Origin of the sequence: Streptomyces albidoflavus (genome assembly GCF_000719955.1) — a bacterium.
Taxonomy (GTDB): Bacteria; Actinomycetota; Actinomycetes; order Streptomycetales; family Streptomycetaceae; genus Streptomyces; species Streptomyces albidoflavus.
In genome coordinates this window covers 124,889-140,144 of record NZ_JOII01000017.1, presented here as the reverse complement: position 1 = coordinate 140,144, position 15,256 = coordinate 124,889, and the positions used below count along the sequence as shown (strand labels likewise).

Below are 15,256 nucleotides of genomic sequence, written 5' to 3'. Positions count from 1 at the left end.
CCCGCCCTCCTCCGGGAGAGCGGGGCGTTCCGCGTGGTGTGGGGTCAGTCCGGCACCCGGACGGTCACCACGTGCGCCTCACCCAGCACCCCGGTCGCCGGAAGCCTGAGCACCGTCCGCTCCATGCCCCGCGTCAGCTTCGCCAGCCCCGGGTCACCGGGCTGGTGGCGCCCGCGCTCGTACCGGACGAAGGAGACCCGGGTGCCCGGCGCCGGGGGACCGGCGGCCCGGTACTGGCGGTACGTCATCGCGTCGCACCCCGAGTACCAGCCGCTCTCCGGTTCGTACCCGGTGACCAGCAGGCAGGGGGTGCCGTCGGCGGCGAGGGCGCGGGCCACCGGGACCGTGGAGCGGGCCTGGCCGGTCGGGCCGGGCATGGCGCCGTGGGCCACCGACTGGGCGGTGCCGGCGGTGGTCAGCAGGGCGAGCGCGCCGATCCCCGCGAGGAGCCGGCGCCGCTGTTCCCCGGCGGCCCGGGCGAGCGCCTGCACGCCGAGCACGGTCAGCAGGACGACCGGCAGGTAGACGAAGCGCGGTTCGCCGTCGGTGGCCACCCCGAGCAGCACGAAGACCAGTACGGAGGTGAGCCCGAGGAAGGCCCACCGCCGGGTCTGGGGACCGGGCTCACCCGCGCGCCGCAGCCGCCGCACCGCCGCGTACGCCGCGACGAACCCGGCCGCCATCACCACACCGCCGAGGTCCCCGGCGAGGCGGTACGGGAAGATCGCCAGGTAGTAGAGAAGCCCGTCCCCGACGAACTGCCGCTCGGCCTGCGAGGTGGCCCAGAACACCAGCCCCAGCGGCGACCCGGTGACCTGGATCGCGTGCACGAAGTGCGGGACGAGCCCGGCGAGGATCACCGTCCCGGCCACCGCCAGCTGCCGCCCCCGGGCAAGCCAGGCGCGCGCCCCGTACGCCGTCAGCGCCGCCAGCAGGATGGCGGCGAGGTTCCCGGCGACCCCGTACCGCAGGTAGAAGGCGGCCAGCACGAAGGGCGGCAGGGCCAGCAGGGCGCGCGAGCCGGGGTGTTCCTGGGCGCGGGTCAGCAGGTACACCACGACCAGCAGGAGGCCGGTGCTGCCGATGTCGTTGAGGAACTCGGGGAGCCGCCGCAGGAAACCGAGGCCGCACAGGACGAGCAGCACGGTCAGCACGGCCCGGCGCGGGGTGGTCCACCGGGCCGCCACCAGGTAGGTCACGGTGAGCATGGCGAGGGCGAGCAGCAGGGTCACCGCGCGCAGCGCGCCCACGTCGGCGTGCAGGCGCAGGGCGAGGGTGCCGAGCAGCGGCAGTCCGGGCGGGCGGTACTCGCCCCAGCCGGCGGCGGGCGGGCCGCCTTCGGTCCAGGAGCGGGCCTTGTTGGCGTAGACCGACTCCTCGTGGCCGATCCAGGGCTCGTGGTCCTGGAGCGCGGCCCAGAGCAGCGCGGCGAGGCCGAGGACTCCGGCGGCCAGGGCGGCGGGCGGGATCGCCGTGAGGCGGGCGCGGAGTCGTGGCGGCGGGCCGGGCAGGGCGGCGAGGGCGGCCAGGAGTCCGGTACGGCCCCACCAGAGCAGGGGAGCGGCGGCCAGGAGCAGCGGCCAGGGCTGCCGGCCGGGGAGCGGGGCGCCGCAGGCCAGGGCGAGTTGCTGGAGGGCGGCGAGGGTGGTGAGGGCGGCGCCGGTGCGCCAGACCCAGGGGGATGCCGGGCGGGGTCCCGGCCCGGGTATCGGGACCGTGGCGCCGTCGGCCGTGGTCTCCGTCGTCTGTCGGGCTGTCAGGACGCACCTCGCGAGGGGCTCGGCCTCGCGGGTGGGGGGCGCGCGGGCAGGGGCTCCGGGCACGCCGGAGGAGGGCCGGGCGGCCCACGGCGGCGAGTATGCCCGTCGGCCCGGCCGCGCGGGCCGGGTTGCGTAAGGGTTTGGCCACAGCTTCCGGTGAGGGAGCGTCAGCCGTTGTCGGCCGGTCCGGGGCCGGTGGGGCCGAAGACCTCTTCGCGGTGGGCGCGCCAGCGGCTGAGCAGGCGCTCCATCTCGTTCCGCATGAAGTCGAAGAACTCCAGCGTCTCGGCCATCCGGCGGCCCGGCGTGGTCTCGGGCCCGACCGTCGCGATCCCGTCCCGCAGGGTGTCCGACCAGCGGATGAGGCGGGCGTCCCGGCTGGTCAGTGCCTCGTACCACTGGTCGGGGTGGAGGCGGTACCGGTCGCGCCGGGAGCCGGGCTCGCGTTCGCGGCGGACCAGGGTGATGTTGACGAGGTAGCTGATGGCGCCCGAGACGGCGGCCGGGCTGATCCGCAGCTGCTCGGAGAGCTGGGCGGAGGTCATGACGCCCTCGGGCGAGGAGAGCAGCGCGCCGAAGACCCGCGCGGCCATCCGGGGCATCCCCGCCTCGACCATGTCGGCCGCGAACCGCTCGACGAAGAGCGACAGTTGCTCCTCGCCGGGCTCGTCGTTCCGCTTCTCGTTCCCGTCCGCACCGCTCGCGCTGTTCGCCTGGGGCACGCGACCCTCCCTCTCTCTTCCGCTTCACCGCTCCGCCCGCCCCCGCCCGACGGATCACCGGCACGGGCCCGACTTTATACGCTTCCTTATCTTCACAATTTTGTGAACGTACCGTACGTTCAGAAACATGACGACGAGCATCACCGCCTTAGCGCTACGGAAGACCTTCGGCCGTACCCGCGCCCTCGACGGACTCGACCTGGAGGTCGAAGCCGGCGAGGTGCACGGCTTCCTCGGGCCCAACGGCTCCGGCAAGTCCACCACCATCCGCGTCCTGCTCGGCCTGCTCCGCGCCGACGGCGGCACCGTCCGCCTCCTCGGTGGTGACCCCTGGCGCGACGCCGTCCCGCTCCACCGCCGCCTCGCCTACGTCCCCGGCGACGTCACCCTCTGGCCCAACCTCTCCGGCGGCGAGGTCATCGACCTCTACGCCCGCCTGCGCGGCCCCCTCGACCCGGCCCGCCGCGCCGAACTCCTCGACCGCTTCCAGCTCGACCCGGCCAAGAAGGGCCGTACGTACTCCAAGGGCAACCGGCAGAAGGTCGCCCTGGTCGCCGCCTTCGCCTCCGACGCCGAGCTGCTGATCCTGGACGAACCCACCTCCGGCCTCGACCCGCTGATGGAGGAGGTCTTCCAGTCCTGCGTGCGCGAGGCCCGCGACCGGGGCCGTACCGTGCTGCTCTCCTCGCACATCCTCAGCGAGGTCGAGACCCTCTGCGACCGCGTCTCGATCATCCGCGACGGCCGCACCGTGGAGACCGGAACCCTCGCCTCCCTGCGCCATCTCGCCCGTACCGCCCTCACCGCCGAACTCACCGACCCCGCCCGGCTCCCGGAGGGCCTCGACCGCCTCCCCGGCGTCCACGACGTCCACACCGACGGCCACCTGGTGCGGCTCGCGGCCGAACCCGAGGGGCTCGACGCCGTCCTGCGCGCCCTCACCGCGGCGGGCGTCCGCTCCCTCACCGCCACCCCGCCCACCCTGGAGGAACTCTTCCTCCGCCACTACCAGCAGGAACCGGCCGGCTCGGCCGAACGCCCCGCCGCTACGGAAGGAGCGGCCCGATGAGCGCCGCCGCCCTCCCCGCCACCGCCCGCCCGGCGGGCGGCGGCCGCCCCTTCGCCGGCACCGGCGCCCTCTACCGGCTCGCCCTGCGCCGCGACCGCGTGCTGATCCCGCTCTGGGTGCTGGGCATCGGCGGCCTGCTCGCCGCCGGCCCGCCTGGACTCGCCGCCCTCTACTCCACCGCCGCCGAACGCGCCCAGGCCGCCGCCGGCATGAGCGGCAACAGCTCCCTGCGCGCCCTGTACGGGCCGGTGCTCGACGACTCCCTCGGGGCCCTGGTCGTCTGGCGGTACGGGGTGGTCGCCGCTGTCCTCACCGCCGTGATGAGCCTGCTCCTGGTCGTCCGGCACACCCGGGACGAGGAGGAGAGCGGCCGTCAGGAGATGGTCTCCTCGGCCATGGTGGGCCGCCGCGCCCCGCTCACCGCAGCCCTGCTCACCGCTGTGACCGCCAATCTCGCCGTGGCTCTCGTCGCCACGGCCGCGCTCGGCGGCGAGGGCCTGCGGGGGGCCCTCGCCCACGGGCTCGCCCTCGGCGCCACCGGCCTGCTCTTCGCGGCCGCCGCCGCCACCGCCGCCCAGCTCACCGAGAGCGCCCGCCTCGCCCGGGGCCTGGGCGCCGCCCTGCTCGGCGCCGCCTTCGTCCTGCGCGCGGCGGGCGACGCCGCCCGTGACGACGGCTCCTCGCCGCTGACCTGGCTCTCCCCGCTCGGCTGGGCGCAGAACATCCGCCCGTTCGCCGGCGAACGCTGGTGGGTGCTGGCCCTCTTCGCCGCCGCCACCCTCGCCCTGGCCGCCCTCGCCCACACCCTCGCCGCCCGCCGCGACCTGGGCGCCAGCTTCCTCGCCGCCCGCCCCGGCGCCCCCGAGGGCCGCCTCGGTACGCCCGGGGCGCTCGCCTGGCGGCTCCAGCGGGGCACCCTGCTCGGCTGGACGCTCGCCTTCGCCCCCGCCGCCGTCCTCTTCGGCAGCCTCGCCGACGGCGCCGGCGCGCTCCTGGAGGACGACGACTCGACCCGCGAGATCCTGATCCGCCTCGGTGGCGAACAGGCGATCACCGACGCCTTCCTCGCCGCGATGACCGGCGTCCTCGGCATCCTCGCCGCCCTCTACGCCGTCGCCGCCGTGCTCCGCCTGCACACCGAGGAGACCGCACACCGGGCCGAACCGCTCCTCGCCCACCCCGTCGGCCGCCTCCGCTGGGCCGCCGGCCACCTCCTGATCGCCTTCGCGGGCCCCGCCGTCCTCCTCACCGCCGCCGCCCTGGGCCTCGCCCTCGGCCACGGCCGCGACCTGCCCGCCCTCCTCCTCGGCTGCCTGGCCCAGCTCCCCGCCGTCTGGACCCTGGCCGCCGTCGCCTTCACCCTCTACGCCTTCCTCCCCCGGGCCGCCCCGGCCGGCTGGGCGATCGCCACGCTCTGCCTGCTCATCGGCTGGGTCGGCCCGGTCCTCGACCTGCCCGCCGTGGTCATGGACCTCTCCCCCTTCACCCACGTGCCGAAGCTCCCGGGCGCCGACCCCAACTGGGCCCCGGTGGCCGCCCTGGTGGTGGTCGCGGCGGCGGTGCTGGCGGCGGGGCTGGCGAGGCTGCGGCGGAGGGATCTGCTCACCTGAGGGGACCTGCCCCTCGCCCGGCGCCGGGGGGCAGGGCTCGCGGGGAACCTCTTCGACGACGGCCTCCGCGAACCGCCACGACCCTCGGTTGCCGAACGCCTCGGCCCGCAGAAGTTCACGCAGCCGGGCCTCCCGCTCCTCCACCTCGCGGGTGCCCTGCGGCACCTGCCGCGCCGGGCGCACTCGCACGGCCGCCCTCACGCCTCCGGCCGCGCCACGCAACCCACCCGACGCCCGCCACCGCCACCAGCATCAGCCCCGCCGCACCGGCCAACTCGGCGGCGGGGTCGGCCTGTCCGGGCGTCCGGGGGTGTATCTCACCCTCGGGGTCCACGAGCACGGTGAGCCGCCGCCCCACGTCGTAGAGGTCCGAGGTGGTCTCCATCTCGCCCGGGACCGTGCCGCCGTCCTCCGCCCGCTCCAGGGTGTAGTGGGAGTGGCGCCCCTTACGGCCTTCGGCAGGGTCGAGCCGTTCCGCGACCACGGTCACCGCGACCTGCTCGCCCCGCTGCCGCAGCGTGAGGTCCTCACGGGCCAGGCCCGCCACGTACCCGGCCGCAGCCGAGGCGGCCACCGCGAGAAGCGCCGCCCCGAGCGCCGTCTCCGTGGGGCCGAGCCGGCGGAGCAGCAGGGCGAGCACGACGCCGTGGACGCCCCACAGGCAGACCTGGAGGAAGGCGGGGAGGCCGCCCGCCAGGACGTACATGCCGCAGGCTGCCGCGAGTACGTAGCAGCAGACACCGACCGCCGCCGCCACTCGGAAGGCGCGTGACGGCCTGGCGCCGCTGCCTGCGTTCACGGGCGCCTCTCCGTCCCTCTCACGACTGGGACACGTCGTTCGCCGGGAGCAGTCGCGGGACGAGCCGGACGTACACCACCATGCCCACGACCTCCACCAGTGTCTGCGTCACCACCACGGCCCCGGCGGCCGCGAACCGGTCCGGCAGGGCCAGCGCCAGCGGGAGGACGACCAGGGAGTTGCGGGTGGCGCCGGTGAAGACGACGGCGCGTCCGGCCGGGGTGCCGAGGCGGAAGAGGCGGGCCACCACCAGCCCGGCGAAGGCCATGACCACCAGGAAGGCGACGTAGAACGGGACGACGGCGGCCACGTCGCCGAGGCTGTCGCCGATTTTGGGCACCTGGGAGGCGACCACCGTGAGCAGGGTCGCCGCCATCAGCGGGACCATGGCGGTGCCCGCGGCGTCGGCGGCGCGCCGCCCGGCGGGCCTGCGGGCCGCCCAGCCCTGGACCGTCCACGCCAGCGCCAGCGGGATCACGATCAGCACGAGGAACGCCTCGACGAACGGCCCCACTTCGACGACCTCGGCCAGCTCCGCCCCCATGAACAGGTAGAGGAACCCGGGCAGCAGCACCATCTGCGCGACCAGCAGCAGGGGAGTGGCCGCCAGCAGACGGCGGCTGGAACCCCCGGCCAGGCCGGAGAAGACGATCACGTAGTCGATGCAGGGGCAGAGCAGCACCAGCAGGACACCGATCCGCACCGCCTGGTCCGCCGGGAGCAGCACGAACATCGCCGCCACCACCAGCGGCACCACGACGAAGTTCACCACCAGCACGGCCGCCAGGAACCGCCCGTCCCGCAGCGACCGGAACAGCTCGGCCGCCGGCACCTGGAGGAAGGTGACGAAGAGCAGGGCCCCCAGCACCGGGTTGACGGCGTGCTCCAGCCCCGGCGCCAGTCCGGGCGCGGCCCACCCCACCAGCGCCCCGGCCACCATGGCCCCCACGTACACCGCGACCTGGTGCACCTCCATCCGCTCGACCAGCCCCACCCGCTCCTGGGCCACGTCCCCACTCCCTCACTCGCCGTCCCGCCGTGCGGGGCCAGCCTCGCACGGTCAGGAAGCACGGACGCACGGCCACTACGCCGGCCGACCCTGGCCGGCGATCGAGGCCGCTTTCCAGCCCGGCCGGCGTTTGAGGCCAATCAGTGACCGGCACCGGAGTGCCGCTCCCGACCCAGCCCCAGCCCGGCCGGCGCCTGAGGCCACCCCCGTGCCGGAGTCCCCGGCAAGCCTCACCGAGAGCCCGCCCGCCCCCGGGCATCCCCCGGGCAACGCCAGACCCCCGTACTCTTGGACGGGACTTTTTGACTCAGGGAGGCGGGCCGCGTGGCCGAGACGAAGTCCGGTCGGGGGACGGGGCGGAGCAAGCGGATGCCCCGCGAGGTGCGGGAGCGGCAGATGCTGGACGCCGCCGTGGCCACGTTCGCGCGCCACGGCTACCGGGCCGCCTCCATGGACGGCATCGCCGAACTGGCGGGCGTGTCCAAGCCCTTGGTGTACCTGTACCTGAACTCCAAGGAAGACCTCTTCACCGCCTGCATCCGCCGCGAGGCGGCCGCGCTGGTGCGCGCGGTGCGCCAGGGCGTGGACCCGGCGACGCCCCCGGACCGCCAGCTCTGGGAAGGGCTCGGCGCCTTCTTCACGCACACCGCCGAGCACCCGGACGGCTGGGCGGTGCTGCACAACCAGGCCCGCACCAGCGGCGAGCCCTTCGCCCGCGAGGTCGCCACGATGCGGGCGGACCTGGTGGCCTTCGTGACGGAGCTGATCGCGGCCGCCGCCCGCGAGGCCCACGACGACCCGGAGCTGGGCGACCGGGAGGTGGCGGGCCTCGCCCACGCCCTGGTGGGCGCCGCCGAGTCGCTGGCGGGGTGGGCCGACACCGACGGCTCGGTCACCGCCAAGGAGGCGGCCTCGACGCTGATGAACTTCGCCTGGGCCGGCCTCGGCAACCTCATGGAGGGCGAGCGCTGGACCCCGCGCTGAGCGGGGCCTACGCGGCTTCCAGCGGCACCGCCCGCCCGCTCACGTGGAGCCGGCCGGGAGTACCGTCCGGCCGGTCGGGGCCGCGCACGGTGAAGTCGGGGCCTGCGGAGGCGTAGACCACGGTCGAGGGGAGCAGTACGGGGGCGTGGAAGGTGGCGCTCGCCGTGACCGGGCCCCGGACGGCGTGGGCGGCGAAGGCGCGGGCCGCCGTCCACATGCCGTGGGCGATGGCGCGCGGGAAGCCGAAGGGCTTGGCGGTCAGCGCCGAGAGGTGGATCGGGTTGCGGTCGCCGGCGACGGCGGCGTAGCGGCGGCCGAGGGAGGCGGGGAGCTTCCAGGTGTCCTCGGCGGGGAGGGCGGCAGGTTCGGCCGGGCGCCCGCCGTCCGCCGGGGCGTTGGCGCCGGAGTGCCGCGCCAGATAGGTGGAGCGCGAGGACCAGACGGTACGCCCGGCCATGCGCGCCTCGGTCACCACGACGGCCTCGGTGCCGCGCCGGTGGGGCCGGAACTCCTCCACGTACACGATCAGTTCGGGCCCGTCGTCGCCGCGCAGTTCGCGGTGCTGGGTGATGGTGATCGAGGTGTGGACCAGGCCCATCAGCGGGAACGGGAAGGCGGCCGAGGTCATCAGGCGGAGCTGGAGCGGGAAGCCCAGCAGGTGCGGATAGGTGACGGGCAGGACCGACTGCTCGTCCGGGACGCCGTCGGCGGCGAAGCCGCACAGTTCGGCGTACGAGCGGAGGGCCTTCGGGTCGACCTCGGCGCGGGAGAGGACGAGCCGGGTGGCGGGGGGTGCCGCACCGGACGAGGCGCGCTTGAAGAGCGAGGTGGCGCCGCCCTTGGCGAGCAGCGGGAGGAGCGCGGGCGGGGTGGCGAGGTGGGTGTCGGCCATGGTCAGGCCCCCAGCAGCGACTGGCCGCAGACCCGGACGACCTGGCCGTTGACGGCGCCCGAGCCGGGGTGCGCGAACCAGGCGGTGGTCTCGGCGACGTCCACCGGGCGCCCGCCCTGCGCGAGGGAGTTCATGCGGCGGCCCGCCTCGCGGATGAAGAGGGGGACGGCCGCGGTCATCCTGGTCTCGATGAAGCCGGGGGCGACCGCGTTGACGGTGACGCCGTGCTCGGCGAGGGCGCGCGGCCCCAGCGAGCGGACCAGGCCCACGATCCCGGCCTTGGAGGCGGCGTAGTTGGTCTGGCCGGAGTTGCCGGCGAGGCCGGCTATGGAGGCGGTGGCGACGATACGGCCGCCGGGGCGGATCGTGCCGGCCTTGAGCAGGGCGTCGGTGGTGGTGAGGACCGAGGCGAGGTTGACGTCGAGGACGGAGGCCCAGCGGTCGGCGGGCATGTTCTGGAGCCGCCGGTCGCGGGTGATTCCGGCGTTGTGGACGAGGATGTCGAGGCCGTCGGGGAGGGCGGCGGCGATGCGTTCGCCCGCGTCCTCGGCGGTGATGTCGAGCGGCAGCGCGGTCCCGCCGAGCCGTTCGGCGACAGCGACCAGGTCGGACTGGGCGGCGGGCACGTCCAGGACGACGACGTGCGCCCCGTCCCGGGCGAGGGTCGCCGCGACCGCCTCGCCGATGCCCCGGGCGCCCCCGGTGACCAGCGCGGTCCGCCCGGCCAGCGGCTTGTCCTCGTCGGCGGCCCCGGTCGCGGCGGCCTGCTCGCCGAGGGTCCCGGTGGTGATGACCTGCCCGCTGACGTAGGCCGACTTCGGGGAGAGGAGGAAGCGGAGGGTGGATTCGGCGCCGGGGACGTCGGTGATCCGGACCAGCTGCACGGTCCGCCCGCGTCCGGCCTCCTTGCCGAGGGAGCGGACGAAGCCCTCCAACGCCTGCTGGGCGGCGGCCTGGTGGTGGTCGGCCGGGTCGGGGACGGTGCCGAGGACGACGATCCGGCCGCTGTCGCGGACGCCCCGCACGACGGGGTGGAGCGCCGCGTGGACCGCGCCGAGCCCGGCGGTGTCCCGTACGCCGGTGGCGTCGAGGACGACGGCGGCCGGGCGCTCGGCCTGGTCGCGTACGTCCAGCCCGGTGCGGGACAGGGCCGCCGCCAGCGCGTCGCGGTGGGCGGAGATCCCGGCGGTGAGGTGGAGCAACGGCCCGTCCAGGGTGGGGCGTTCGGCCGACCAGCGGCGCAGCTCGGCGGGCTGGGGCAGGCCGAGCCGGCGGGTGGCGAACCGGCCCGGGGTGGAGTGGGTGAAACGCAGATAGCGGTCGGCCATTGTCGAACTCCCGGGTTGGTCGGTAATTTACTTCCGAGTAAGGTTACTCAAGGGTCAGGAGCTGGTCGAGATGAAACCGTCCCACCGCAGCACGCGTCCGGTCGCCGTCATCGGCGGCAGCCGCATCCCGTTTGCCCGCTCCGACGGCCCGTACGCCACCGCCTCCAACCAGCAGATGCTGACCGCCGCCCTGGACGGCCTGGTCGAGCGGTACGGCCTGGGCGGCGAGCAGGTCGGCGAGTTCGTCGCCGGGGCCGTCCTCAAGCACAGCCGCGACTTCAACCTCGCCCGCGAGACCGTCCTCGGCTCCGCCCTCGACCCGCGTACCCCCGCCTACGACATCCAGCAGGCGTGCGGCACCGGGCTCCAGGCGGTCATCGCCGCCGCCAACAAGATCGCCCTCGGCCAGACCGAGTCGGCGATCGCGGGCGGCTCCGACACCGCGAGCGACGCGCCGATCGGCCTCAACGACCGGCTCCGCCGCATCCTGCTGGAGGCCCGCCGCGCCAAGTCCACGGGCGCCCGCGCCAAGGCGCTCGCCAAGATCCGGCCCGGCCACGTCGTCCCGGACATCCCGCGCAACGCCGAGCCGCGCACCCACCTCTCCATGGGCGAGCACGCCGCCGTCACCGCCCGCGCCTGGGGCATCAGCCGCGAGGACCAGGACGAACTGGCCGCCACCAGCCACCAGCGGCTCGCCGCCGCCTACGAACGCGGCTTCCTCGACGACCTGGTCACCCCCTTCCGCGGCGTCGCCCGCGACCAGAACCTCCGCCCCGGCTCCACCACGGCCAAACTCGCCACCCTCAAGCCCGTCTTCGGCACCGACCACCCCGGCGCCACCATGACCGCGGGCAACTCCACCCCGCTCACCGACGGCGCCGCCACCGTCCTGCTCGGCAGCGAGGAGTGGGCGCGGGCCCGCGGCCTGACCCCGCTCGCCCACCTCACCTGGTACGAGACGGCCGCCGTCGACTTCGTCTCCGGCGACGTCACCGACTGCGTGCCCGAGGCCGACGGCCTGCTGATGGCGCCCACCCACGCCGTGCCCCGGCTGCTGGAACGCGCCGGACTCACCCTCGCCGACTTCGACCTGGTCGAGATCCACGAGGCCTTCGCCTCCCAGGTCCTCGCCACCCTCGCCTCCTGGGAGAAGCAGGGCCTCGGCACCGTCGACCGCGACCGGCTCAACGTTGCCGGCTCCTCACTCGCCACCGGCCACCCCTTCGCCGCGACCGGCGCCCGCATCGTCGCCACCCTCGCCAAACTGCTCGCCGAACGCGGCGGCCCGGGCCGGGGGCTGATCTCCATCTGCGCCGCCGGGGGCCAGGGCGTCACCGCGATCCTGGAGCGCCCCTGACGGCCGACCGGCCCGCCCTCACCACACGTCCCCCGACCGCACACACCGCCGACTCCACCCGACTCGACGTCCGAGCAACCCTCGTACGCACCGGTGACCGTCCGCACCGGACCGCACCGGTACGCGCGCCCGTACCGGCACCCCGTCCCCCGGACCGGGACGCCGCCCGCCCGCCGAGCCCACCTGCCGAGGAGCCGCCCTCATGACCGCGCCCACCACCCCGCCCGCCACGCCGCTCGCCCGCACCACCGGGGAGGACGGGCGGCCCCGCCTGGTCGAACCGGAGCTGACCCGGGTGGACGGCGCGGTCCGCGAGGCCGCCGTGCTGCCCTTCGCCCCGCCCCCGGCCACCGGCTCGCTCGCCGACATCCCCTTCGACAACGCCCGCGAGGCGCCCGGCGAGGCGGTCCTCTCCCGCAAGGACGCGGCGGGGCGGTGGCAGGACCTGAGCGCCGCCGACTTCGCCGCCGACGTGCTCGCCCTCGCCAAGGGCCTGGCCGCCACCGGCCTGGAACCCGGCGACCGGCTCGCCATCATGGCCCGCACCACCTACGAGTGGACGCTGCTGGACTTCGCCGCCTGGGCCGCCGGCCTGGTCACCGTCCCGGTCTACCCGACCTCCTCGGCCTTCCAGACCCGCTGGATACTCCAGAACTCCGGCGCCAGGGCCCTCGCCGTCGAGACCGCCGAACAGGCCGCCGCCCTCGGCCCCGAACGCGACCGGCTCCCCGACCTCGCCCACCTCTGGTCCTTCGCCACCACGGAGAAGGACCCGGTGGGCGACCTCGGCCGCCTCAAGGAGGCCGGGAGCGCGGTCCCCGACGAGGAGATCACCCGCCGCCGTACCGCACTCACCCCCGACACCACCGCCACCCTCATCTACACCTCCGGCACCACCGGCCGCCCCAAGGGGTGCGTCCTGACCCACGGCAACTTCTTCGCCGAGGTCGACAACGCCATCGAACTCCTCCACCCGGTCTTCAAGTCGGTCTCCAAGGACCCCGCCTCCACCCTGCTCTTCCTCCCCCTCTCCCACGTCTTCGGCCGGATGGTCGCCATCGGCTGCCTGCGCGCCCGGGTCCGCCTCGGCCACGCCCCCAGCATCAGGACCGAGGACCTCCTCGCCGACCTCGCCGGCTTCCGCCCCACCTTCCTCCTCGCCATCCCCTACGTCCTGGAGAAGGTCTTCAACACCGGCCGCGCCACCGCCGAGAAGCTGGGCCGCGCCTCCTCCTTCGACCGGGCCGCGCGGATCGCCCGCTCCTGGGGCGAGGCCACCGAGGCCCAGCAGCACGGCACGGGCCCCGGCCCCGGCCTCGGCCTGCGCACCGCCCGCACCCTCTACGACCCGCTGGTCTACCGCCGTATCCGCGCCGCCCTCGGCGGCCGCGTCCGGTACGCCATCTGCGGCGGCTCCCCCCTCGGCCGCCGCCTCGCCGCCTTCTACGCCGGTGCGGGCATCGAGATCTTCGAGGGGTACGGCCTCACCGAGACCACCGCCGCCGCCGTCGTCACCCCGCCGCTCAAACCCCGGCTCGGCACGGTCGGCTGGCCGCTGCCCGGCGGCCGGGTGAAGATCGCCGACGACGGGGAGGTGCTGCTCGGCGGCGGCCACGTCTTCTCCGGCTACTGGGACGCCGAGAGCGGCGAGATCACGCGCGGCCCGGTCGACGGCTGGTTCCCCACCGGCGACCTCGGCGCCCTCGACGAGGACGGCTACCTCACCATCACCGGCCGCAAGAAGGACATCCTCATCACCACCGGCGGCAAGAACGTCGCCCCGGCCCCGCTGGAGGACTGGCTCCGCGCCCACCCGCTGGTCGGCCAGTGCATGGTGGTCGGCGACGACCGCCCGTACATCACCGCCCTGCTCACCCTGGAGCCCGAGGGGATCGCGCACTGGCGGAAGATGCGGAAGAAGGAGGCGCTGACCACCGAGAAGCTGCTCGCTGACCCGGAGCTGCTGGAGGCGCTCCAGAAGGCGGTGGACGATGCCAACAAGCTCGTCTCGCGCGCCGAGTCCATCCGCCGCTTCACCGTGCTGCCGGTCGACTTCACCGAGGAGGCCGGCCACCTCACCCCCTCGCTGAAGATCAAGCGGCCGGCCGTCGAGAAGGACTTCGCCGAGGAGATCGAGGCGATGTACCGGAAGTGAGACCGGCGGGCGGGCCGGGAAAGGCAGGAGCCCCGTCTTCTCCGCCGAGGCGGAGGAGCGGGGCTCCTTGGGTACTGCTATCGGGACCGGATCAGTCGGCCACTCCCAGCTGAGCGGATGCTCAGGCGGGGGTGACGTTCTCCGCCTGCGGGCCCTTCGGGCCCTGCGTGACGTCGAAGGTCACGGCCTGGTTCTCCTCGAGGGAGCGGAAGCCGTTGGCGTTGATCGCGGAGTAGTGGACGAAGACGTCGGGGCCTCCGCCTTCCTGGGCGATGAATCCAAAGCCCTTTTCGGCGTTGAACCACTTCACGGTTCCGGTAGCCATAAGCCCTCCTTGGGCCAAAGGGTTGCCCTGCTCCAGAACCTGCAAGTGTGAAAACAAGTGCAAAAGTCTGAAAATGACGAGAGCCTGCGGTCACATGCTCCGCAGGCTCTGTACTGCAAGGGAAACCAAACTGCAACTTGCGGCGAGCCTAGCACGCAGAAGCTCGGCACCGGTAGAGGGAAAGATCACTTCACCCGGATGTTTGATTGCCGCAGGTCAGGCGTTGACAACGGTACACCTGCCGTACTCGTGGCGTCGCGCGCCCGGCACCGCTCGGCGGGCCCCGGCGCGAGCGGGGTCCGCGGCGGAGCTAGCCTCACGAGGTGGACAATTCTCGCGCTGACGCATCCGACGACCTCCCGACCGACTCCAGCGCGCGAGCGCACCGCGACGCGCCCGCCGGGCCCAGCAGGCCCCGGGTCGGCCACATCCAGTTCCTCAACTGCGTCCCCCTCTACTGGGGACTCGCCCGCACCGGGACCCTGCTCGACCTGGAGCTGACCAAGGACACCCCCGAGAAGCTCTCCGAGCAGCTCGTCCGGGGCGACCTCGACATCGGCCCGATCACCCTGGTCGAGTTCCTCAAGCACGCCGACGGCCTGGTCGCCCTCCCCGACATCGCGGTCGGCTGCGACGGGCCCGTCATGTCCTGCGTGATCGTCTCCCAGCTCCCGCTGGAACAGCTCGACGGCCGCCGGGTCGCCCTCGGCTCGACCTCCCGCACCTCGGTCCGCCTCGCCGAACTGCTGCTCGCCGAGCGGTACGGCGTCACCCCGGACTACTACACCTGCCCGCCCGACCTCGGCTCGATGATGCAGGAGGCCGACGCCGCCGTCCTCATCGGCGACGCCGCCCTGCGCGCCAGCCTCCACGACGCCCCACGCCTCGGCCTCCAGGTCCACGACCTCGGCCAGATGTGGAAGGAGTGGACGGGCCTGCCCTTCGTCTTCGCCGTCTGGGCCGCCCGCAAGGAGTACCTCGCCGAGCAGGAGCAGACCGTCCGCCAGGTCCACGAGGCCTTCCTCGCCTCCCGCGACCTCTCCCTGGAGGAGGTCGCCAAGGTGGCCGAGCAGGCCGCCCGCTGGGAAGCCTTCGACGCCCCCCTGCTGGAGCGTTACTTCACCACCCTGGACTTCCGCTTCGGCCCCGAACAGCTGGGGGGAGTGCGGGCCTTCGCCTCGCGGATCGGGGCGGGGGAGGTGCCGGTCAGGCTGCTGCCGGCGGGGTGAGGGCCGCCCGCGCA

Annotated in this window: 13 protein-coding genes; 6 read left to right on the top strand and 7 right to left on the bottom strand. The window is 74.6% G+C overall.

Going from position 1 to position 15,256, the window contains the following annotated elements:
- Positions 1-44: 44 nt before the first annotated feature.
- Together IF45_RS0119125 and IF45_RS0119120 are read right to left on the bottom strand one after the other, a co-directional pair.
- Positions 45-1,823 (bottom strand): glycosyltransferase family 39 protein, encoded by a 1,779-nt coding sequence (locus IF45_RS0119125; protein ID WP_030308556.1) that lies wholly within the window; start codon positions 1,821-1,823, stop codon positions 45-47.
- A gap of 104 nt (positions 1,824-1,927) precedes the next feature.
- Positions 1,928-2,482 carry a GbsR/MarR family transcriptional regulator gene (locus tag IF45_RS0119120; RefSeq protein WP_018470401.1) on the bottom strand — a complete coding sequence of 185 codons (555 nt, stop codon included), beginning with the start codon at positions 2,480-2,482 and terminating at the stop codon, positions 1,928-1,930.
- 127 nt (positions 2,483-2,609) lie between these two features.
- Between IF45_RS0119120 and IF45_RS0119115 the strand changes: the two genes are divergently transcribed.
- Both IF45_RS0119115 and IF45_RS0119110 read left to right on the top strand, forming a co-directional pair.
- Positions 2,610-3,551, top strand: a complete 942-nt coding sequence (locus IF45_RS0119115; protein WP_003948790.1) for an ABC transporter ATP-binding protein — start codon at positions 2,610-2,612, stop codon at positions 3,549-3,551.
- The gene (locus tag IF45_RS0119110; RefSeq protein ID WP_030308551.1) at positions 3,548-5,161 is read left to right on the top strand and encodes an ABC transporter permease; all 1,614 of its coding nucleotides are present in this window, start codon (positions 3,548-3,550) and stop codon (positions 5,159-5,161) included. The genes IF45_RS0119115 and IF45_RS0119110 overlap by 4 nt, the downstream gene beginning before the upstream one ends.
- A gap of 115 nt (positions 5,162-5,276) precedes the next feature.
- Here the strand turns inward: IF45_RS0119110 and IF45_RS0119105 are convergent, their stop codons facing one another.
- Positions 5,277-5,960, bottom strand: a complete 684-nt coding sequence (locus tag IF45_RS0119105; RefSeq protein ID WP_242534335.1) for a hypothetical protein — start codon at positions 5,958-5,960, stop codon at positions 5,277-5,279.
- Between the two features lie 19 nt (positions 5,961-5,979).
- Positions 5,980-6,969 (bottom strand): arsenic resistance protein, encoded by a 990-nt coding sequence (locus IF45_RS0119100; protein WP_030308548.1) that lies wholly within the window; start codon positions 6,967-6,969, stop codon positions 5,980-5,982.
- A gap of 369 nt (positions 6,970-7,338) precedes the next feature.
- On the opposite strand from IF45_RS0119100, the gene IF45_RS0119095 reads away from it, so the two are divergent.
- Complete coding sequence (locus IF45_RS0119095; protein WP_010639030.1) at positions 7,339-7,953, top strand: TetR/AcrR family transcriptional regulator; 615 nt, start codon at positions 7,339-7,341, stop codon at positions 7,951-7,953.
- Positions 7,954-7,960: 7 nt separating this feature from the next.
- Here IF45_RS0119095 and IF45_RS0119090 read toward each other — a convergent pair whose 3' ends face one another.
- Together IF45_RS0119090 and IF45_RS0119085 are read right to left on the bottom strand one after the other, a co-directional pair.
- Positions 7,961-8,845, bottom strand: coding sequence for a MaoC/PaaZ C-terminal domain-containing protein (locus IF45_RS0119090; RefSeq protein ID WP_030308546.1), 885 nt, complete (start codon positions 8,843-8,845; stop codon positions 7,961-7,963).
- 2 nt (positions 8,846-8,847) lie between these two features.
- Complete coding sequence (locus IF45_RS0119085) at positions 8,848-10,173, bottom strand: 3-oxoacyl-ACP reductase (RefSeq protein ID WP_030308545.1); 1,326 nt, start codon at positions 10,171-10,173, stop codon at positions 8,848-8,850.
- A 70-nt stretch (positions 10,174-10,243) separates the two neighbouring features.
- On the opposite strand from IF45_RS0119085, the gene IF45_RS0119080 reads away from it, so the two are divergent.
- Both IF45_RS0119080 and IF45_RS0119075 read left to right on the top strand, forming a co-directional pair.
- On the top strand, positions 10,244-11,533 hold the full coding sequence (locus IF45_RS0119080; RefSeq protein WP_030308544.1) for an acetyl-CoA C-acetyltransferase: 1,290 nt from the start codon (positions 10,244-10,246) through the stop codon (positions 11,531-11,533).
- Positions 11,534-11,735: 202 nt separating this feature from the next.
- Positions 11,736-13,688 carry an AMP-dependent synthetase/ligase gene (locus IF45_RS0119075; RefSeq protein ID WP_030308543.1) on the top strand — a complete coding sequence of 651 codons (1,953 nt, stop codon included), beginning with the start codon at positions 11,736-11,738 and terminating at the stop codon, positions 13,686-13,688.
- Positions 13,689-13,809: 121 nt separating this feature from the next.
- Here IF45_RS0119075 and IF45_RS0119070 read toward each other — a convergent pair whose 3' ends face one another.
- The gene (locus IF45_RS0119070; protein WP_003948780.1) at positions 13,810-14,013 is read right to left on the bottom strand and encodes a cold-shock protein; all 204 of its coding nucleotides are present in this window, start codon (positions 14,011-14,013) and stop codon (positions 13,810-13,812) included.
- A gap of 323 nt (positions 14,014-14,336) precedes the next feature.
- Between IF45_RS0119070 and IF45_RS0119065 the strand changes: the two genes are divergently transcribed.
- Positions 14,337-15,242: a menaquinone biosynthetic enzyme MqnA/MqnD family protein gene (locus tag IF45_RS0119065; protein WP_010639020.1), complete on the top strand. Its 906-nt coding sequence runs from the start codon at positions 14,337-14,339 to the stop codon at positions 15,240-15,242.
- Positions 15,243-15,256: the final 14 nt, after the last annotated feature.